The following is a 19,919-nucleotide window of genomic DNA, read 5'->3' as shown; positions in this document are numbered from 1 at the left end:
GAAAGGAGCTTTATGCCTGAATTACCTGAAGTGGAAACGGTTCGGCGCGGTTTGGAGCGTCTGGTTGTTGGCAAGACGATTGGGCAGGTGCAGGTCCGCTATGCCAAGATGATTGGAACGGGAGTGGATAGCTTTGTCCATGACTTGCCAGGTCAGACCATTGAAAGGATTGGCCGTCGGGGCAAGTATTTGCTCTTTTATCTGACAGGCGGAGTGCTGGTTTCCCATCTGCGAATGGAAGGTAAGTATCTTTTTTATGCTGATGCGGTGCCTGAGCGCAAGCATGCCCATGTCTTTTTCGAGATGACAGATGGAGGGACGCTTGTTTATGAGGATGTCCGCAAGTTTGGAACCATGGAGCTCTTGAGAAAGGATCAGCTGGAGGCTTATTTTGCTGCCAGAAAGCTTGGTCCTGAGCCGACAGAGGCGGACTTTCTTTTATCGCATTTTGTAGCAGCTTTGAATCGTTCCAAGAAGCCCATCAAACCCTATTTGCTAGAGCAGACCTTAGTCGTTGGGCTAGGTAATATCTATGTAGATGAGGCTCTTTGGCGGGCGCGGATTCATCCGGCAAGGCCAGCAGCTAGTCTAAAACCTACTGAAGTGAAGCGGTTGCGTGAGCAGATTATAGAAGTTTTGCAGCTTGGGATTGAAAAGAGAGGATCGACCATTCGGACCTACCGCAATGCTTTGGGTGAGGATGGCACTATGCAGGATTTTCTGCAGGTCTATGGAAAGACTGGCCAACCCTGCGCTAGATGCGGCAGCCCGATTGAGAAAATTAAGCTGGGCGGACGCGGTACACATCTCTGTCCTCATTGCCAGAAAGCGAGGTAGCTGTCATGGCAAGAATTATCGGTATCACTGGCGGCATTGCCTCGGGTAAGTCAACTGTGACAGAGGTTTTAAGGCAGCAGGGATATCAGGTTATCGATGCGGATCAGGTGGTTCATAAGCTACAGGAGCCGGGGGAACGGCTTTATCAAGCTCTTTTATCTACTTTTGGCTCATCTATCTTACAGGAAGATGGGCGCTTGGATCGGCCTAAGCTGGGAGCTATGATTTTTGGGAATCCCGAACTTTTGGAGCAATCCAGTCAAATACAAAATCAGATTATCCGCGAGGAACTGGCTGGCCGGCGAGATTTGCTGGCAGAGACGGAAGACATCTTTTTTATGGATCTTCCCTTGTTGTTTGAGTTACAATATGAAGATTGGTTTGACCAAATCTGGCTGGTGGACGTGACAGAGGAAACTCAGCTCAGTCGTCTTATGACTCGAAATGCTCTCAGTCAGGTAGAGGCAGAAAAGCGAATAGCAGCTCAGCTATCTTTACAAGAAAAACGAAAGAGGGCGGATGTGCTGATTGATAATAATGGCTCGCTAGAGGCTACTCGACAGCAGATTCGCGATGCTTTGCAGAAATTAGAAAGAAGATGATTTATCACGACACAAGTAAATTGGAAACATAACCTGAAAGTCGCTTGGTTTGGGAACTTCCTGACAGGTGCCAGCATTTCTCTGGTGACGCCTTTTATGCCACTTTTCGTGGAGCAGCTGGGTGCCAGCGGTCATGAGGTGGAGTATTACGCTGGGCTAGGGATTTCTCTCTCTGCAATCTCAGCGGCGCTGCTCTCTCCTGTTTGGGGAAGTCTGGCCGACCGATATGGCCGCAAGCCTATGATGATACGTGCAGCTACTGCCATGGTTTTCACGATGGGCGGTATTGCCTTTGTGCCCAATATTTTCTGGCTTTTACTCCTACGCTTTCTAAACGGTGTTTTTGCTGGTTATGTTCCCAACAGCACAGCTCTGATTGCCAGTCAGGCTCCCAAGGAAAAAACGGGTTATGCTCTGGGAACTCTCTCGACCGGTGTTGTTGCGGGTAATCTTACGGGGCCATTTATTGGTGGTCTGATTGCGGAGATGTTCGGCATTCGCAATGTCTTTCTCCTGATTGGCGGCTTCTTTCTAGTGGCAGCCCTGATGACTTTCTATTTGATTTGGGAGGATTTTGTGCCAGTGACCCGACAAGAAGAGGTAGGCTTTAGGGAATTGCTGCGTCAACTCAGGTATCCTAAGATGCTGATGAATCTCTTTCTGACCAGCTTTGTTATCCAGTTTGCAGCTCAATCTATTAGCCCTATTCTTGCCCTCTATGTCAGAGAACTGGGTCAAAAGGACAATCTGATTTTTGTTTCGGGTCTCATCGTTTCTAGCATGGGACTTTCCAGTATGATGAGCTCCAGTATTCTGGGGCGGTTAGGAGACCGTATCGGCAATCACCGGCTTCTGGTGCTGGCTCAGTTCTATTCAATCCTGATTTATCTGCTCTGTGCCAATGCTGGTTCCCCTATGCAGCTGGGCTTTTATCGCTTTTTATTTGGCCTAGGAACAGGGGCGCTGATACCAGGTGTCAATGCTCTGCTAAGTAAGATAACACCCAAGTTTGGAATCTCTAGAATTTTCAGTTATAATCAGATTTTCTTTTATCTGGGTGGAGTGGTCGGCCCTATGTCTGGATCGGTCATTGCGGCAGCCTATGGCTATCATTCAGTCTTTTATGCAACAGCAGGGCTGGTTGCCGTTAGTATGCTGGCCAATCTCTTTAGTTTTCGAAATTTATTTAAAAAGAAGGATATCTAGTGCGCGTTAAAATAAATTTAAAATGTTCCAGCTGCGGCAGTCAGAACTATCTGACCAGCAAAAATACTAAAACGCATCCGGAAAAAATTGAGGTCTTAAAGTATTGTCCCAAGGAAAGAAAAGTTACTTTACATCTTGAATCCAAGTAAATTTTATGATAAAATAGATAGGATTTTAAGGAGTTTTTATTTATGTACAACCTATTATTAACCATTTTAGTCATTTTATCAGCTATTATTGTCATTGCAATTTTCATGCAACCAACTAAAAATCAGTCCAGCAACGTATTTGATGCCAGTGCCAACGACTTGTTTGAACGTCCTAAGGCACGCGGTTTTGAAGCTGTGATGCAGCGTATGACAGGAATCATGATTTTCTTCTGGCTACTGATTGCATTGGTATTAGCAGTATTATCTAGTAAATAAAATGGGCTCTGACTTCGTCTTGGCCTATTTTTTAAGTTTTAAAGGATTTAGCAAGGATGAAGAACTCATCAAGAGAAGAGGAATATGAAATCAGAAATCATTGAATATTTAAAAGACAGGCAGCAGGCCAGCGTAGATGAGCTGGCGGCTGCTTTGGGGAAAGAATCTTCCAAGGCCTTTAGTAGCTTGGTTAAGACCATCTCCCAGATGGAAAGAAAGCATCAGATTCGCTTTGATGACAAGGGGCGGATTGAGCTTTATGAGAAGAAAAAGCAGGAGCGTCTGACGCTCAAGGGTGTTTTTCATGCCCACAAGAATGGATTTGGCTTTGTTACCTTGAATGAGCAAGAGGATGACCTCTTTGTCGGCCGTAATGATGTCAATCATGCCATTGATGGTGATACGGTGGAAGTAGTCATTACCAAGGTGGCAGACCGTATCAAGGGAACATCAGCTGAGGCTAAGATTATCGATATTTTGGAGCACAGCCTGACGTCAGCGGTTGGTCAGCTGGTTCTGGATGAGGAAAAGCCCAAGTATGCGGGTTATATCCGCTCGAAAAATCAGAAAATAAGCCAGCCTATTTATGTCAAAAAACCAGCTATGGTTCTGGATGGTACAGAGGTGCTCAAGGTCGCTATTGACAAATATCCGACCAAGAAACACGATTTCTTTGTGGCTAGTCTGGTCGATGTGGTCGGTCATGTCAACGATCCAGGCATTGATGTACTGGAAGTGCTGGAGTCGATGGATATTGTCTCTGAGTTTCCAGAAAAGGTCTTGGAAGAGGCCGAGCGAGTTCCAGAGGCACCGACAGAGAGTGATTTGGCAGGGCGTTTGGACCTGCGTGAAGAGATAACCTTCACCATCGATGGAGCGGATGCCAAAGACTTGGACGATGCTGTCCATATCAAGCGCCTGAAAAATGGCAACTTTGAGCTAGGCGTCCATATCGCAGATGTGTCCTACTATGTCAAAGAAGGCTCTGAGCTGGACAAGGAAGCCCTCAATCGAGCGACCTCTGTTTATGTGACCGATCGCGTGGTACCTATGCTGCCAGAGCGCTTGTCAAACGGAATCTGCTCTCTCAATCCCAATGTGGACCGGCTGACCCAGTCGGCTATCATGGAGATAGATGCCAAGGGGTGCGTGGTCAAGCATACCATCACCCAAACTGTCATCAAGACGACCTTCCGCATGACCTACAGCGATGTCAACGACATCATTGCTGGAAATCAGGAAAAAGCTGAGCAGTTCAAGGCCATTGTGCCCAGTATTGACAGCATGGTCCAGCTGCATGAGATTCTGGAAAGCATGCGCTTTAAACGCGGTGCACTTAACTTTGACACCAATGAAGCCAAAATCATGGTCAACAAAGAAGGTCGGCCGGTGGATATTGTCCTGCGTCAGCGGGGAATTGCTGAGCGCATGATTGAGTCCTTTATGCTGGTGGCGAATGAGACGGTGGCTGAGCATTTTGCTAAGCTAAATCTGCCCTTCATCTATCGGATCCACGAGGAGCCTAAGGCGGAGAAGGTGCAGAAGTTTATCGACTACGCCTCTAGCTTTGGGATTCGGATATACGGGACGGCTAGCTCTATGAGTCAGCAGGCTCTGCAGGATATTATGGAGGCGGTCAAAGACCAGCCTTATGAGGAAGTCCTGTCCATGATGCTTCTGCGCTCCATGCAGCAGGCTCGCTATTCTGAGCACAATCACGGCCACTATGGTCTGGCAGCGGAGTTTTATACGCATTTCACCAGTCCGATTCGCCGCTATCCAGACCTTCTGGTTCACCGGATGGTACGGGATTATGGCAAGTCTAAGGAAATAGCTGAGCATTTTGAGCAAGTGATTCCAGAGATTGCCAGTCAGTCTTCCAGCCGGGAGCGTCGGGCTATCGAGGCCGAGCGTGAAGTCGAAGCCATGAAGAAGGCTGAGTACATGGAAGAATTTGTTGGGGAAGAGTTTGACGGTGTGGTCTCAAGCGTGGTTAAGTTTGGACTCTTCGTCGAACTGCCCAATACGGTTGAAGGCTTGATTCATGTCACCAACCTGCCAGAGTTTTACAGCTACAATGAGCGGACGATGAACCTGCAAGGAGAAAAGTCTGGCGTGGTCTTCAAGGTCGGTCAGCAGATTCGCATCAAGCTGGTTCGAGCGGATAAGGCTACGGGCGAGATTGACTTTGAATACCTGCCTAGTGAATTTGACCTGGTAGAAAAGACTGGTAAGAGTGGCAGAGGCAAGTCAGGCAGAAAGAGACGCCGTAAGGATGACAAGCGCAGCCATTCTTCCAAAGAAAAAGGCAACAGAGATAAGAAATCCAAGAAAGGCAAGAGCCAGAAGGCATTTTACAAGGAACTAGTCAAGAAAGGAGCCAAGCATGGCAAAGGGAGAAGGAAAGGTCGTCGCGCAAAATAAAAAGGCCAGACACGACTACACCATCGTAGACACCATCGAGGCTGGCATGGTGCTGACCGGGACGGAAATCAAGAGTGTCCGTGCCGCTCGTATCAATCTAAAAGATGGCTTTGCTCAGATTAAGAACGGTGAGGCCTGGCTCAGCAATGTCCATATCGCGCCTTATGAAGAGGGTAATATCTGGAACCAAGAGCCTGAGCGCCGCAGAAAGCTGCTGCTGCATAAGAAGCAGATCCAAAAGCTGGAGCAGGAGACCAAGGGAACTGGTATGACGCTGGTGCCGCTCAAGGTCTATCTCAAGGACGGCTATGCCAAGCTGCTTCTGGGCTTAGCCAAAGGGAAGCACGACTATGACAAGCGCGAGTCCATCAAACGCCGCGAGCAAAACCGCGACATAGCAAGACAGATGAAGAACTTTAATACAAGATGAAAGACTGGGCGACCGGTCTTTTTTAGTATTTAACTTTGACTTTTAATTTATGCTATAATGGAAAGGATGAGGTTTGAGGATGAGTACTTTTAGTGAATAATTGATGAAAAAAGTGGATTGACTCCGAGGACCATCAAAATAAATGGTTAAATGAATTAAAGAGTGGTGGTAAGCAAATGAAACTCAATAAAAAATTTTTCATATTTCTTGGAGGACTTCTTCTGACTTTAGTAGTTTTCTTTACTTTTTTTCTAGGTGGGAAGAAGAAAGAATATGCTAAGAGTGAATATTGTGTTGAAGGAATACAGCTATTTAATAAAGATAAATATGTTTTGGTTGACAGTAAAGAAAATGATTCTTTTCGCTATAGTCAAAATTATATAACGGATTTTAAATACAACAGTTTGGATGAATATGACAGTGTAAGTTCATCTAAAGTAAATAAAGAGGAATATTTCAAAATCAAGATTTATGATTTACACGATTCCACCAAAATAACTAGCAAAGAAGTCGATATCTATAGTTTGTTAGGACGAGAGAATACATATAGGCTCAAGCAGATTCAGGAGCAGTTCTCAAAGGATGGAAAAGAGTATTTATCTTTTAGCATGTATTCGAACGAAGGCGGTAAGATAGAAAAAACTATATACGTAATTCTGTCGTTGGATACGGGAAAAATCGAAAAGAAGATGTCAGAAAATGAGTTCAATGAATTTTTAAGTAAAGAGGATATCACAATTTTTCCTGTGGAGGCTTCTTCGCCTATGGCTACCAATTGGAAAAAAGGAGGTATAGAGAGTCAGATTAGTTCTTCAACATCAAATTATCACTTAGGATATGGACCAGGTTACTTAGTAGCTTCTTATGATAAAGGTAATTTAGAACTTTCAGGTACTAATTTTGCAAAACTTTATCCTGAAATTGCGAAAAAAATGAGAGACATGAATAAAATCTATTTCCGTCCAGACCAATACAATGAGGAGGAGTGGTTTAATGATTTAATTCATTGGTTTGCGCCCGAAGGTCAGGATGTAATGGAACTTTATGCCACAGATGAACAACTGGAGAGAAAACACAGATTCGATCTTTTAATGATTTCAAGAATTGGGTTGAAACCCATCCACAAAAAGAAAAATAGAAACGATAAGAAGAAAGGTAAAAAATGATAAGAAAATTATTGTTAAGTCTTCTTGCTGTAGCAGTCTTGGGACTTGCTATATTTGCTTGGCAGTGTCATTTAAAACAAGAACAGGTTCGAAAAGCTGAGGAAGAAAAAGAAACTTATGAATCCTTAAATTATTATACAGGAACTTTTACAATTGATGACTATTCTTTTCTTGAAAATGGTACAGGAGTAGCTGTTCATTGGAAATCAGAAAATCCAGAGGAAGATGCTTTAGTTCGGAAGTATATTACTTCACTGAAAGCCTTAGAAGGTCCAGTGAAAGTGACACGTGGTGCGCGTAATGCCAACTATATTGTTCGAGAGAACATAAAACTTCCATCAAGACCGAATTATCTTGATAAAAAAAATGAAGATAACTATTATACCTTATCCATTTACCACATTAAGAATCAACAGCTAGAGGGCTATAAAGAAGATTTGTATAAATTAGTTTCAGACTATAATTCTAAATATTTACCTAGAGGAATACTGGAAACATTAACTGTCATTGATGGGAATAATTATTTGTCTATTCTTGCCTCTGAGTCTGGGGAACATGAGAAGTTTCAAACTCTTTGGTACAATCTTGATACTCGAAAAATTGAATGGGAAGATAACAAGAAAGCACAATACCAAAGTCCCACCTTTAATTTTAAACTAAATAGGCAACAATTTGATGAAAAGTTGGGGAATTTTAGATTTCCTATTATATATCCTTTAGGCGAAGCTGTGGATACAAGTTGGATTCGAAATATCTTAATGGCGCAAACAGACCCAAAGGCAGCGGCATTATTGGAAAAAACGAACTCTCAACTTTATATACTTGATAAGAGCGTTAAAGACTATCTAGAGTTTTATAGTCTGTTAGTTCCTTCGAATACAGACTTATATGAAGGTGTGATTCCAGCAAGTATCAGTAAAGATGGATTGGAACATCCTTTTAACTCTAAAGAGGAATTCAACCAGTTTTATGATGAGAGTAAGGATAAGGAATTAATGAAACAAAAACAGAATAAATCAATTTTACAAGAAAGGGTATACTGATGAGTCGTAAAGAGATAGATGCTGAAAAGTAAAAGAAAGTAGACTTCCTATGTGAGAAAGAACTGGCTGATTGACCAGTTCTTTCTTTTTGCAGGGAAGGCCGTTCAATTTGCCACTTGTCAAGTCTGTGCTTTTCGAGTATGATAAAGACAGTTAGATTATTCGGAGCTTGGCTTTTAGAGAAAGGATTTTTTATGACAGAAGAATTGCTAGCCTATAAACGTATGCCGCTGTGGACTGCTGAGACCATGCCAGAAGCGGTAAAGAGAAAGCACAATACCAAAGAGGGAACTTGGGGTAAAATCACTGTTCTCAAGGGACATCTTAAGTTTGTCGAGATGTCAGAGGAGGGTGAGGAGCTGGCTGAGCACATCTTTGAGGCTGGTCAGGACAATCCTTTTGCTCAACCTCAAGCTTGGCATCGGGTTGAAGCCTTAACAGATGATTTGGAGTGGTATTTGGAGTTTTACTGTCGGCCTGAGGATTATTTTCCTAAGAAATACGGCAGTAATCCAGTGCATTCAGAGGTTTTGGAAGCTATGCAAACAGTCCGACCAGGACGGGCATTAGATCTAGGCTGTGGTCAAGGTCGCAATGCTCTCTTTCTAGCCAAGCAGGGCTTTGAAGTGACAGCTGTAGATCAGAATGAGCTAGCACTGGAGATCTTACGTAGCATTGTGGAGCAGGAGGATTTGAATCTTCCAGTGGGTAGCTACGACATCAACTCAGCTAGTCTGACTCAGACTTATGATTTGATCGTTTCCACCGTTGTCCTTATGTTCCTGCAGGCGGAGCGGATTCCGGATATTATCCGAAATATGCAAGAGCACACAGCGCTTGGTGGCTACAATCTCATCGTCTGTGCTATGGATACAGAAGACTTCCCATGCTCTGTTCCTTTTCCTTTTACTTTTAAGGAAGGTGAGCTTGCCGAGTATTATAAAGACTGGGAGCTGGTTAAGTACAATGAAAATCCTGGTCACCTCCACCGACGTGATGAAAACGGCAATCAAATTCAGCTGCGATTTGCGACTATGCTGGCTAAAAAGGTTCAGTAGAAGACAGTAGGACAGAAGTTGATTTTTGAAAATTTAGCTTGGCTCACTTATTTTGAGGCTCTGGTTTAAAAGGTCTGGGAGACAATTTAAATTGTCTCAGATTCAATATTTTTTGAATATAATAAAGCTAGACTGAGATATTTTTGTCTCAGTCTTTTTTTATTTTAGTAAAAAACTTTAGAAATATTTTAGAATTTCTTGAGAAATATCTGAAGTTTGGACGCTATACTAGAAAGTGCAAGGAGGAGAGAAAAGAGCTGGAAGCAACAGGACAGCTGATGGAAACTTTAGTTTTTCTTTAAGTGTGAGTCTAGACCAGATCACTTTTAAAAGAAGACTGAATGACCTTATTTTCTCCTCTTGCGGCAAATTTTTCCAGACCCTCAGTTTTCTGTTGACGAGGAAAAAAGAATATGTTAAAGTAAATGAGTAAAATAAAAAAGTCAATTATATTTTACTTAATATACAAGGAGGAACTCATGAAGAAAAGAACCAAAATCATTCTAACTTCTACGTTGACTGTGACCGGCCTAATCTTGGCTGCTGGTGGCTACTGGGCTTATAAGACCTTTGTCCCTCAGGAGACACCAATCGATAAGAATGCCACAGTGAGGACCAATTACTATCAGGCCATCAATAAAAAATGGCTGGAAAAGGCAGAAATCCCTAGCGACCAGCCGTCTAACGGTGTGTTTTATGAACTGAACGAGCAGGTCAAGGATAAGATGAAGGCGGATGTCAAAAATCTAGTCTCTGGTAAAGAAGAGTCAACGATTGAAGGCATGCCTGAGTTTATCAAATACTACCAGCAAGCGACGGACTTCAAGCAGCGGGAAAAGGATGGCTTAGATCCTCTCAAGTCCTATCTCAAGGAAATTGAAGACTTGTCCGACCTGAAGGACCTAGCTGGCAAGGCTGTTGACTGGGAAAAACGCGGTTTGGCTCTGCCGTTTACCTTTGAAATTAGTTCTAACCTAGAAAATACCAATCAGAAACAAGTGAATCTGTCCAGTCCAAGTCTTATGCTGCCGGATAAGAGCTATTATGAAGATGAAGGTGCTAAGAAAAGGATGATGGATCCGCTGGAAAAAGCATTCAAAGAAGCCTTGAAAAAGCTGGGCTACAGTGAAAAAGAGAGCGAAAAGATCGTCAAAGAAGCCTTAGAATTTGATGGAGAACTGGCCAAGTATGCCCAAAGTAATGAAGAAACTTCGGAAATTAAAAATCTTCACCATCCTAAGACGGCAGAAGACATCAATGCCTACTCTGATACCTTTAAGTTTCACGCTATTATCAATGACTATCTAGGTCAGGAAGCTGGTGATGTCAATGTTCCTAATCCTAAGTATTATGAAAATTTTGCCAAGGTAGTCAACGACAAGAACTTTGGCAAGCTCAAATCTTGGATGCTTGTGAAGCAAGCCGCATCAGCATCTAGTTTTCTAACCGATGACTATCGGCTGATTTTTGCAGAGTACCAAAAATCTTTGCAAGGTACTAAGGAAGCAACTTCAAAAGAAGATGCAGCATACAATCTGACAACAGGAACTTTTTCAGATGTCTTCAGTCTTTACTATGGACGCAAATATTTCGGTGAGGAAGCCAAGCAAGAAGTGACCCAAATGGTCAAGGATATCAAGGAAGTCTATCGGGAACGTATGTTGAAAAACGAATGGCTGTCAGAAGAAACCAAGCAGAAAGCAGTCAAGAAGCTGGATACCATGAAACTCTATATCGGCTATCCTGAAAAAGTTCGCGAAGCGACTAAGGCTTTGAAAGTAGATGATAAAAAATCCTTCTTTGAGAATGCAATTTCTTTGAGTCAAGCAAAACATCAATATGATGTTGAGCACTTCTCTGAGCCAGTAGACAAGGACGAGTGGGTGATGCCTTCCTATGATATCAACGCTTACTACTCACAGGAAAATAACAGTATCAACTTCCCAGCCGCAATCCTGCAGAATCCATTCTTTGATGTTAAGCAAGAGATGGAAAAGAACTACGGCGGTATCGGTATGGTTATCGGTCACGAGATTACTCACGCCTTCGACTCAAACGGTGCAAACTTTGATGAAGAGGGTAATTTGAACAATTGGTGGACAGAAGCAGATAAGAAAGCTTTTGACAAGAAAATTGAAGCTGTTACCAAGCAGTGGGATGGTATTGAAATCTACGGCGGTAAGGTCAACGGCAAGCTTACAGTAACAGAAAATGTAGCCGATGCCGGTGGACTTTCAGCCACTCTCGAAGTTGTGAAAAAGAAATATCCAGATGCAGACTTGAAGAATTACTTTGAAAACTATGCCAATATCTGGAGAAGCAAGGCCAGTCTGCAATTTAACCAACTTCTTCTGAAGGTAGATGTCCATGCTCCGTCCGAACTGCGGGTCAACCAGCAACTCAAAAATGTAGAGGCCTTCTATGAAACCTATCCAGAAATCAAAGAAGGTGATGCCATGTATCTGGCTCCAGATAAGCGGGTCAGCGTATGGTAAGATTGCTTGTCTAGAGAAGATGGTAAAATAATCTAAGCTATGAAGCACAACCAGTTTGGTAATAGGAGAGAAGTTCGTTCTTTTTCTTCTATCCATTCTTTCCTGCGATACTTGCGCGGCTACGGGTTGTGCCTCCGCAGCCACGTGTCTTTAAAGTCAGATTTTATCTGGCTTTTTTCTATTTTGAAATGAATTATTTATCTAGTAAATCTTACACGCCAAAAAATGAAATCGCTTGCAAATCCTGGAGTAAAAGGCTATACTGAATATAGTATTTAATTTTGTAATTTTTTACAAAAAAACAAAGGAGATATTTTTATGAAAAAAATATTGTTTCGTTCCTTGTTAGCTCTCTCGACCATTTTTCTCTTTCCTTTCCAAGTGGTTGAAGCCTGCACAGGATTTATCGTCGGGAAAGACCTGACAGCAGATGGCACGACGCTTTACGGTCGGACAGAGGACTTGGAGCCCAATCACAATAAGGTCTTTCTGGTTCATCCGAGAAAGACCAATGCGAGTGGTGCCAAGCTGGTCGATGAAACCAACGGCTTTGAATGGACCCTGCCGGCAGAAAGCTACAAGTATACTTCGGTATCAGATGTGACCCCATCCCAAGGTATTTTTGACGAGGTTGGCTTCAATGAGTACGGTGTTTCGATTTCTGCGACAGTTTCTGCCAAGGCCAATGATGCCATTCAAAAGGTGGACCCTTATGTAGAAAATGGCTTGGCTGAGTCTATCCTGACAACCGTCGTTCTGCCCCATGTTCAGACTGCCCGTCAGGGTGTGGAGCTGATGGCTCAGATTGTCAGAGAGCAGGGAGCAGCAGAGGGGAATATTATCACCATTGCTGACAAGACTGGTGTCTGGTATATGGAAATCCTATCCGGCCACCAATATGTTGCTATTAAATTCCCAGATGACAAGTATGCTGTCTTTCCTAATACTTTCTTCTTAGGCAGTGTTGATTTTGACGATACAGAAAATGTCATTGCCTCAAAAGGTGTTCAGGATGTAGCTAAGCAGGCTAACTCTTATAAAGAAATTGACGGGAAATTCCATATTTCTCAGTCCTACAATCCACCGATGGCAGAGGCAGATCGTTCACGTGCCTGGGCGGGTATCACCAGTCTAGATCCAAATGCGGCCGTGTCTTATAACGACTCTTACTTTGATCTCATGCACTCCACAGACAGAAAGATCAGTGTAGCAGATGTCATGGCTATGCAGCGCAATCGCTTTGAGGGCACTCAGTTCAAACCGCTGGACCAAATGGAGCTAGATGGTAAGGGGCTGCCACAACGCGGTACGACAGATCCTGTTTACAAATATCCGCTAGGCAATCCAAATGTCATGGAAGCTCATATCTTCCAGCTCAAAGACGGCGTTCCAGCCAATATGGGCGGTGGCACTATGTGGCTAGCAGTAGGCAGTCCGCGCTTCTCACCTTACCTGCCTTATAATGGTAATATCACAGATACTTACGATGCTTATAAGGTCAACACAACTAGCTACAGTCCAGACTCTTGGTACTGGGTAGCATCTCATATCTATGATATGGCGGCCAAGCATCAGGACCTCTTTGGCACTTCTGTCCAAGACAAGTGGAAGGCCTTGGAAGCCCGCTTTATTGAGGAGCAAGATGCTCTGGATGCAGCCAATGCAACTCTGCCAGACTCTTCAGCAAAAGTTACGGAAGAAACACAGGCTCGAGCAGCGCAAGTCTTTAAGGAAATGAAAGAGCTAGAAGCTGAAATGGAAGCTAAAATCAAGGAAGCATCAAAAACCACTCCTTCTAGCTCCAGCAAAGATTCTAGCAGCTCTTCGTCATCTCAAAGTTCGTCAAGTTCTTCCTCTTCAGTAACTTATAGCAGTTCTGATACACGGACGGAAGTCAATGTAGAAGATGACAGCTTGGTGGATGTTGCAACTGGCATTCGCTTGAAAAATGCTGACTTGGTCAAGGCCGGTCTTCAGCTGTCTGTGAAAAAACTGGAAAGCAAGATTCAGCCGACAGATACCTATGACATTCGCTTGACCGATCCGAATGGTCAGCCGGTACATCAGGTCAGTCCAACCCTTGTGACGATTCCAGTTCGCAAGGATCTGCCAGTAGATGCCGTCTATGCTCTGGATGAAAATGGCAAGCAGGTTGAGAAATTTGATGTAACGGTTAATCAAAATCAGACTATCAGCTTCACGACCAATCATTTCTCTGTTTACCAAGTGCAGTATCGAAATGAGCAGTCCGTCAAGGCCAAGAAAAAAGACCTGCCATCAACAGGTGAGCAAGTCACCATCATGGGCCTTGCAGGCTTGATTATCCTAGCAGGAGTCTTCTTCCTTTTGAAGAAAACAAAGAAAAACTAATGGAATATAAAAAGAAGGCCGAGCATTCAGTTCGGCCTTTCTTAGTGGAAAAACGACTTTTGTCTAGGTTATCCTTCAAGCTAGAGCCCTTATCTCAAATAATCATAGTTATAAGTAGTCAAAATTATGTCAGTGAGTTCTTCAGGTTCTTCTTGAGCTCCGCCGGCTATCCAAAGAGAAATAATCCCCTCAACACTGGATAGGAAGATTTCCAAGGCGTATTTCTGAGGGATATGAAAGTTCTCTTCTAAAAAACGCTGGGTAGCAGCCTTTTGCTTATCACTCAGAATGATAGTGGTTATGTACTCCCGAATAGCCTCCCGAAAGTCAATATAATGGCTCTTGGTCAGGGCATTGATAAGACGTTCATTAGCGCGCAGTATATGAAATTTTGCTATCATTAACTTTTTGGGATATTCGTTCTCCGCTTCAAACATGCTATAACTAGAAAGTTGGGAAATAATTTCTTTTTTGAGACTATCAACCATCTGATATTTATCTTGGTAGTGGAGGTAGAAGGTGCCGCGGTTAATCCCAGCCCGTTTGCAGAGTTTGCTGATGGAGATAGTATCAAATCTTTCCTCTGATAGTAGCTGAATCAAGGCTTCTTTGATGTCTTCCTTGGTACTAGTTTTTCGTTTCTGGACCATTTTTTCTTCCTTTTTGCTTAAATCAACACTTTGTTGATTTTTGATTATTGCTTTTTGTCTAAGCTCATTATATAATATCTGTGATTTAGAATCAACACCTTGTTGATTTAATGAAAAGAGCTTTGAAAAGGAGAGAAACGATATGGCTTACATTGAAATGAAACATAGCTTTAAACGTTATCAGGTAGGTGATACAGAAATTGTTGCCAATCATGATATTTCTTTTGAAATTGAAAAGGGGGAACTGGTCATTATCCTAGGTGCTTCTGGTGCTGGTAAGTCTACGGTGCTCAATATCCTCGGCGGTATGGATACCAATGATGAGGGAGATATCCTGATAGACGGCCAGAATATTGCTGACTACAATTCCCACCAGCTGACGGACTATCGTCGCAATGATGTGGGCTTTGTCTTTCAGTTTTACAATTTGGTGCCCAACCTGACGGCTAAGGAAAATGTCGAATTGGCTTCAGAGATTGTCAAGGATGCTCAAGATCCAGTGGCCGTTCTAACTGCGGTTGGTATGGAAAATCGCCTCAATAATTTTCCTGCGCAGTTATCAGGCGGGGAGCAGCAGAGGGTGTCTATCGCTCGGGCGGTGGCAAAAAATCCCAAAATTTTGCTCTGTGACGAACCGACAGGAGCTCTGGACTACAATACCGGCAAGCAAGTGCTGCAAATTTTACAGGATATGTCCCGCAATCAAGGGGCGACGGTGATTATCGTGACCCACAATGCTGCCTTGGCTCCCATTGCTGACCGGGTTATTCGCATGCATGACGCGAGAGTCAAGAGTGTTACAGTCAATGAAGAGCCTCAGGATATAAGTACATTGGAGTATTGATATGAAGAGAAAGATTTATTGGAAAGATATTCTGCGCTCCTTCACTAGCTCTAAAGGACGTTTCCTATCTATTTTAATCCTCATGATGCTGGGTTCTCTAGCTCTCGTGGGGCTCAAGGTCGCTCCTCCCAATATGCGCAGAACAGCAACAGATTATTTGAAAGAGCAGCGAACTATGGACTTGGCTGTTATGGCGGACTATGGTTTGGATAAAGCGGATCAGAAAGAGCTGGAAGCTATCAAGGGAGCTGATGTCGAGTTTGGCTATCTGACAGATGTCACCGTAGACGAGGAGGCTCTCCGAGTATTCTCAGATACCAAGGATATTTCAAACTTTCAAGTGACCTCCGGTCGTCTTCCTAAGAAAGAGCAAGAAATTGCCCTGGCTAGCTTTTGGTCTAAAAAATATAAAATTGGTCAGGAGATTGATCTGACTGAAAAAGCAGGCAGTCGGTCAGTTCTGAAAAACAAGACCTATAAGATTGTGGGTTTTGTCAACTCGGCAGAACTCTGGTCTGATAGAAATCTGGGCAATGCGACTAGTGGCAGCGGGGCTTTATCAGCCTATGCTGTAGTAAGCCCCAAGGCCTTTGATACAGATGTTTACAGTATTGTCCGCCTGCGCTATCATGATTTAAAAAAGCTGGCTCCCTTCTCTGAAAGCTATCAGGAGCGTTTGGAGCAGCACCAGACTGCTTTGGACAAGAGCCTGGAAGATAACGGAGTGGCTCGCTTTAAGCGATTAGAGGCAGATGCCAAAAGCACCATTCAGAAGGGCCAAGATAAGATTGCTCAGGCTGAGAGCGAGCTGACCCAAGGTAAAAAACAATTAGAGCAGGCTCAGAATCAGCTGGACCAGCAAAAAACTCAGCTAGAAGCAGCCCAAGCCGCTTCTATCCTCCCTCCTGCACAGCTCAGCCAGAGCCAGCAGCAGATTCAGGAAGCTGAGTCTCAACTCAATCAGAAAAAATCTGAGCTGGCACAGGCAGAGAAAGACTTATCAGCTAGCAAGGACAAGATAGCTGACGCTAAGACAGACCTGAATCGTTTGAAAGAGCCGACCTATCATAGCTATGACCGCAAGTCTCTGCCAGGTGGGAATGGCTATCATATGTATAAAAACTCCATGAATAGTATTGCGTCGATTGGTAATATCTTCCCGGTGGTGCTCTATCTGGTGGCAGCTATGGTGACCTTCACTACCATGACGCGCTTTGTCGATGAGGAGCGAACAAATGCAGGCGTCTTCAAGGCTCTAGGCTATCATAGCCGAGATATCATTCGCAAGTTTGCCCTTTACGGTTTGGTGGCGGGGAGTCTAGGTACCCTCGTAGGGATTCTGCTGGGACATTATTTCTTGTCGGGAGTGATTTCTTCTATTATTACTAGAGGAATGGTACTTTCTGCCCCGCATGCATATTTTTATATTTCCTATAGTTTACTGGCCCTTGGGCTTTCCCTTCTTTCCAGCGTTCTCCCTGCCTATTTGGTGGCAAGACGGGAGCTGACGGAAGAAGCAGCTCACTTGCTTTTGCCCAAGCCACCAGTCAAGGGCTCCAAGATTTTCTTGGAAAGACTTCCCCTTATCTGGCGACGTCTTAGCTTTACTCAGAAGGTCACAGCTCGCAATATCTTTCGCTATAAGCAGCGGATGTTCATGACTATCTTTGGTGTGGCGGGTTCTGTTGCACTGCTCTTTGCCGGGCTAGGACTCCAATCTTCTATTGGTGGTATTCCCAAACGTCAGTTTGAAGAGATTCTGCGATACGACTTGATTGTCGCTGTCAATCCTGGGGAGAATCAAGCGGAACAAGACAAGCTGAAAAAGATGTTGGCAGATGACTCGATTGCTGACTATCAGGAAATCTATAGTGAAACCCTAACAGAGAAATACAAAGGAAAAAAAGAGACAGAATCAGTCACTTTAATGGTTACGGACAAGGAAAATTTTGAAACTTTTATTTCTATGGAAAGTCCTGACAACCAGCAAAAGCTGAGTCTCAAAGACGGTGTAGTTGTTTCGGATAAATTGGCCCGCATAGCTGGAGTTAGACCTGGTAGCAGTATAGAGCTGGGTGGCAAGTCTGTCAAGCTTGCAGCAGTCAATGAGAATCATTTTGGCCATTTTGCCTTTATGAAAGCAACTGATTATCAGAAGATTTACGGCAAAAAGCCTGAGAAAAACGCTTATTTAGTGCGACTCAAGGACTCTTCCAGTAAAAAAATTGTGGATAAGGCCAATGAATTTATGAGCCTCAAGGCTGTCAAGAGTGTATCCCAAAATGCAAGCATGGTGAAGCAATTCAATGTTCTAGCTGATTCTCTTAATAATACAATGCTGGTTTTGGTCCTGATTTCCATTCTTTTAGCTGTCGTCATTCTCTACAACCTGACCAATATCAATGTGGCCGAGCGGATTCGCGAGCTGTCCACTATCAAGGTTTTGGGCTTCCATAATAAGGAAGTGACCCTCTATATCTATCGAGAGACCATTATTCTTTCAGTGATTGGGATGGCAGTTGGGCTTCTAGGCGGTTTCTTCCTGCATCGTTTTTTGATTGAGAAGGTTGCGCCTAGCATTATCAGCTTAACCCCTCAAGTAAGTCTCTCAGTCTATCTGTTTCCTCTAACAGCGGTGACTCTTATTCTGACCTTGCTTGGCTTCTTTGTCAATTACCGCCTCAGACGGGTGGATATGCTGGAAGCACTCAAGTCTGTTGATTGATAAAAATACTTCAAAACTTTCACTCACTTGATGAGTGGAAGTTTTTTTGAACTTTGATATAATATTCCTTGTAAAGAAAGAGAAAGACACACGATGACACGAAAAATTGCCTTATTATCCGATGTGCATGGAAATAGCACAGCCTTAGAAGCAGTGCTGGCGGATGCGGAAAGCCAGCAAGTGAGGGACTACTGGTTTTTGGGAGACTTGCTCCTGCCAGGAACAGGTCGCAGAAATATCTTGAATAGGATGGAGCAGCTACCCATCAGCCTCCAGGTCAGGGGAAATTGGGAAGACAGCCTCTGGCATGCCCTGCATCAAAAGCTGGATTTGGATCGTCCCAGCCACCTCTACCTGACCCGGCTCTGCCATTTTGTTCTAGAGGAAATCCGTCCAGAAGAGATTGACCGCATGCAGGAACTTCCTCTGCAAATCTTGACAGAAGTAGAGGGATTGAAGATTGCGGTCAGCCACCATCTGCCAGATAAGAATTGGGGGCGGGAGCTGATTCATATTGGTGAGCAGAGCGATTTCGATCGACTTTTTGAGGGGAATGACTGCGCTATCGCTGTTTATGGGCATATTCACCAGCAGTTTCTCCGTTACGGGACTCAGGGGCAGCTGATTATCAATCCCGGCTCTATTGGTCAGCCATTCTTTCTAGATTCAGCTTTGCGTCAGGACTTGCGAGCCCAGTATGCCATTTTAGAGATAGATGAGACGGGTCTAGCAGATGTCGACCTTCGGCGCGTGGCCTATGATGTGGAGCAGGAGCTACGATTGGCTCGGGAGCTCCACTTACCTTACTATGAGATTTATCAGGAGAGCTTGGTCAATGGTATCCACCATACTCACAATCACGACCTGCTGCGGGAAATCAGTGAGCGGGAAGGCTATGCGGATGAGATTGCAGCTTTCTTAAAGTCCAGTCGTAACTCTTGAAGTTACACCATTTTTGAGATATAATAGTGGGAGAAAATGATGAGGGAGGAGAAAAAAATGCAGATTTCTAGCCGTTTTACCATTGCCACCCATATGCTGATTGTTCTGGCTTTGGAGGGAAAAAAACAAAAACTGACAAGTGATATCCTTGCCGGCAGCGTTGGCGTCAATCCAGTTATTATTCGCAAGACCCTGTCTCAGCTCAAGAATGCAGGAATGATTACCGTTGCTCGTGGGACTGGAGGAGCAGAGATTGCCAAAGATTTGAAAGACATTAGCCTGTTGGATGTCTATAGTGCGGTTGAATGTCTGGGCAAGAGCGGCCAGCTCTTTAGCTTTCATGACAAGCCCAATCCAGACTGTCCTATCGGCAAGAACATTCACAATGTCTTAGATGACCGCTTGGCAGCTATTCAGGCAGCCATGGAGGCTGAGTTGGCTCAGACCAGCCTCGACGAGGTCGTCGTAGCAACCGAAAAAGAAATTAAAGAACAATCTGTTTCCTAGGAAGCAGGTTGTTTTTTGGTGAATAATATTCCGAGATGTAATTATTGACATTACATTAGGATGTGCTATACTAATAGATGTAATATAAATAATTACAATATAAAAATGAGACTTCGAAGCAAATGGAGGTATGGAAATCCATATCAAGGAACCTATCTCCGTTTTGGGAAAATAAAAAAAGATTTGGCAGGAGCA

At 43.8% G+C, this 19,919-nt stretch carries 16 protein-coding genes and 1 pseudogene; 16 read left to right on the top strand and 1 reads right to left on the bottom strand.

Going from position 1 to position 19,919, the window contains the following annotated elements; all coding sequences use genetic code 11:
• The first annotated feature begins 12 nt into the window (after window positions 1-12).
• From mutM to K4H96_RS01130, 12 genes and pseudogenes are all read left to right on the top strand, one after another.
• Window positions 13-837 (top strand): DNA-formamidopyrimidine glycosylase, encoded by an 825-nt coding sequence (gene mutM / locus K4H96_RS01185; protein ID WP_223337113.1) that lies wholly within the window; start codon window positions 13-15, stop codon window positions 835-837.
• A 5-nt stretch (window positions 838-842) separates the two neighbouring features.
• Complete coding sequence (coaE, locus tag K4H96_RS01180) at window positions 843-1,439, top strand: dephospho-CoA kinase (protein ID WP_223337112.1); 597 nt, start codon at window positions 843-845, stop codon at window positions 1,437-1,439.
• A gap of 3 nt (window positions 1,440-1,442) precedes the next feature.
• Entirely contained in the window at window positions 1,443-2,645 is a 1,203-nt protein-coding gene (locus K4H96_RS01175) for a multidrug efflux MFS transporter (RefSeq protein ID WP_317627994.1), read from the top strand.
• Window positions 2,645-2,794, top strand: a complete 150-nt coding sequence (rpmG, locus tag K4H96_RS01170) for a 50S ribosomal protein L33 (protein WP_072074309.1) — start codon at window positions 2,645-2,647, stop codon at window positions 2,792-2,794. Before K4H96_RS01175 ends, rpmG begins: the two co-directional genes overlap by 1 nt.
• 42 nt (window positions 2,795-2,836) lie before the next feature.
• Window positions 2,837-3,070, top strand: a complete 234-nt coding sequence (gene secG / locus K4H96_RS01165) for a preprotein translocase subunit SecG (protein ID WP_002894878.1) — start codon at window positions 2,837-2,839, stop codon at window positions 3,068-3,070.
• 84 nt (window positions 3,071-3,154) lie between these two features.
• Entirely contained in the window at window positions 3,155-5,494 is a 2,340-nt protein-coding gene (gene rnr, locus K4H96_RS01160; protein WP_223337111.1) for a ribonuclease R, read from the top strand.
• On the top strand, window positions 5,457-5,924 hold the full coding sequence (smpB, locus tag K4H96_RS01155) for an SsrA-binding protein SmpB (RefSeq protein ID WP_002894882.1): 468 nt from the start codon (window positions 5,457-5,459) through the stop codon (window positions 5,922-5,924). The genes rnr and smpB overlap by 38 nt, the downstream gene beginning before the upstream one ends.
• 176 nt (window positions 5,925-6,100) lie before the next feature.
• Window positions 6,101-7,062 (top strand): annotated as a pseudogene (locus K4H96_RS01150) (hypothetical protein).
• 24 nt (window positions 7,063-7,086) lie between these two features.
• Entirely contained in the window at window positions 7,087-8,133 is a 1,047-nt protein-coding gene (locus tag K4H96_RS01145; RefSeq protein ID WP_223337110.1) for a hypothetical protein, read from the top strand.
• Window positions 8,134-8,327: 194 nt separating this feature from the next.
• A complete protein-coding gene (gene tehB, locus K4H96_RS01140) occupies window positions 8,328-9,191 on the top strand; it encodes an SAM-dependent methyltransferase TehB (RefSeq protein ID WP_223337109.1) in 864 nt (287 codons plus the stop codon).
• 425 nt (window positions 9,192-9,616) lie between these two features.
• Window positions 9,617-11,686, top strand: coding sequence for a M13-type metalloendopeptidase (locus K4H96_RS01135; RefSeq protein ID WP_223337108.1), 2,070 nt, complete (start codon window positions 9,617-9,619; stop codon window positions 11,684-11,686).
• A gap of 318 nt (window positions 11,687-12,004) precedes the next feature.
• Window positions 12,005-14,056: a C69 family dipeptidase gene (locus K4H96_RS01130; RefSeq protein ID WP_223337107.1), complete on the top strand. Its 2,052-nt coding sequence runs from the start codon at window positions 12,005-12,007 to the stop codon at window positions 14,054-14,056.
• An 89-nt stretch (window positions 14,057-14,145) separates the two neighbouring features.
• On the opposite strand, the gene K4H96_RS01125 is transcribed toward K4H96_RS01130, so the two are convergent.
• A complete protein-coding gene (locus K4H96_RS01125; protein WP_045502009.1) occupies window positions 14,146-14,706 on the bottom strand; it encodes a TetR/AcrR family transcriptional regulator in 561 nt (186 codons plus the stop codon).
• Window positions 14,707-14,848: 142 nt separating this feature from the next.
• On the opposite strand from K4H96_RS01125, the gene K4H96_RS01120 reads away from it, so the two are divergent.
• The 4 genes from K4H96_RS01120 to K4H96_RS01105 all read left to right on the top strand — a co-directional run bounded on the left by K4H96_RS01120 (window position 14,849) and on the right by K4H96_RS01105 (window position 19,724).
• Complete coding sequence (locus K4H96_RS01120; RefSeq protein WP_125340958.1) at window positions 14,849-15,550, top strand: ABC transporter ATP-binding protein; 702 nt, start codon at window positions 14,849-14,851, stop codon at window positions 15,548-15,550.
• A 1-nt stretch (window position 15,551) separates the two neighbouring features.
• Window positions 15,552-18,275, top strand: coding sequence for an ABC transporter permease (locus tag K4H96_RS01115; protein WP_223337106.1), 2,724 nt, complete (start codon window positions 15,552-15,554; stop codon window positions 18,273-18,275).
• 93 nt (window positions 18,276-18,368) lie between these two features.
• Window positions 18,369-19,217, top strand: coding sequence for a metallophosphoesterase family protein (locus K4H96_RS01110; RefSeq protein WP_223337105.1), 849 nt, complete (start codon window positions 18,369-18,371; stop codon window positions 19,215-19,217).
• A gap of 57 nt (window positions 19,218-19,274) precedes the next feature.
• Window positions 19,275-19,724, top strand: coding sequence for an Rrf2 family transcriptional regulator (locus K4H96_RS01105; protein ID WP_148887955.1), 450 nt, complete (start codon window positions 19,275-19,277; stop codon window positions 19,722-19,724).
• Window positions 19,725-19,919 lie beyond the last annotated feature (195 nt).

Origin of the sequence: Streptococcus sanguinis (assembly GCF_020729765.1) — a bacterium.
In the GTDB taxonomy this organism is placed as follows: Bacteria; Bacillota; Bacilli; order Lactobacillales; family Streptococcaceae; genus Streptococcus; species Streptococcus sanguinis_Q.
The sequence above is the reverse complement of the archived record's forward strand: the minus strand, read 5'-3'. Positions and strand labels throughout refer to the sequence as shown.

What these genes read in the sequence shown, in the direction of transcription:
- mutM (WP_223337113.1), top strand. Translation starts at nt 13, where the DNA reads ATGCCTGAATTACCTGAAGTGGAAACGGTTCGGCGCGGTTTGGAGCGT.
- coaE (WP_223337112.1), top strand. Translation starts at nt 843, where the DNA reads ATGGCAAGAATTATCGGTATCACTGGCGGCATTGCCTCGGGTAAGTCA.
- secG (WP_002894878.1), top strand. Translation starts at nt 2,837, where the DNA reads ATGTACAACCTATTATTAACCATTTTAGTCATTTTATCAGCTATTATT.
- rnr (WP_223337111.1), top strand. Translation starts at nt 3,155, where the DNA reads ATGAAATCAGAAATCATTGAATATTTAAAAGACAGGCAGCAGGCCAGC.
- smpB (WP_002894882.1), top strand. Translation starts at nt 5,457, where the DNA reads ATGGCAAAGGGAGAAGGAAAGGTCGTCGCGCAAAATAAAAAGGCCAGA.
- K4H96_RS01145 (WP_223337110.1), top strand. Translation starts at nt 7,087, where the DNA reads ATGATAAGAAAATTATTGTTAAGTCTTCTTGCTGTAGCAGTCTTGGGA.
- tehB (WP_223337109.1), top strand. Translation starts at nt 8,328, where the DNA reads ATGACAGAAGAATTGCTAGCCTATAAACGTATGCCGCTGTGGACTGCT.
- K4H96_RS01135 (WP_223337108.1), top strand. Translation starts at nt 9,617, where the DNA reads ATGAGTAAAATAAAAAAGTCAATTATATTTTACTTAATATACAAGGAG.
- K4H96_RS01130 (WP_223337107.1), top strand. Translation starts at nt 12,005, where the DNA reads ATGAAAAAAATATTGTTTCGTTCCTTGTTAGCTCTCTCGACCATTTTT.
- K4H96_RS01125 (WP_045502009.1), bottom strand. Translation starts at nt 14,706, where the DNA reads ATGGTCCAGAAACGAAAAACTAGTACCAAGGAAGACATCAAAGAAGCC.
- K4H96_RS01120 (WP_125340958.1), top strand. Translation starts at nt 14,849, where the DNA reads ATGGCTTACATTGAAATGAAACATAGCTTTAAACGTTATCAGGTAGGT.
- K4H96_RS01115 (WP_223337106.1), top strand. Translation starts at nt 15,552, where the DNA reads ATGAAGAGAAAGATTTATTGGAAAGATATTCTGCGCTCCTTCACTAGC.
- K4H96_RS01110 (WP_223337105.1), top strand. Translation starts at nt 18,369, where the DNA reads ATGACACGAAAAATTGCCTTATTATCCGATGTGCATGGAAATAGCACA.
- K4H96_RS01105 (WP_148887955.1), top strand. Translation starts at nt 19,275, where the DNA reads ATGCAGATTTCTAGCCGTTTTACCATTGCCACCCATATGCTGATTGTT.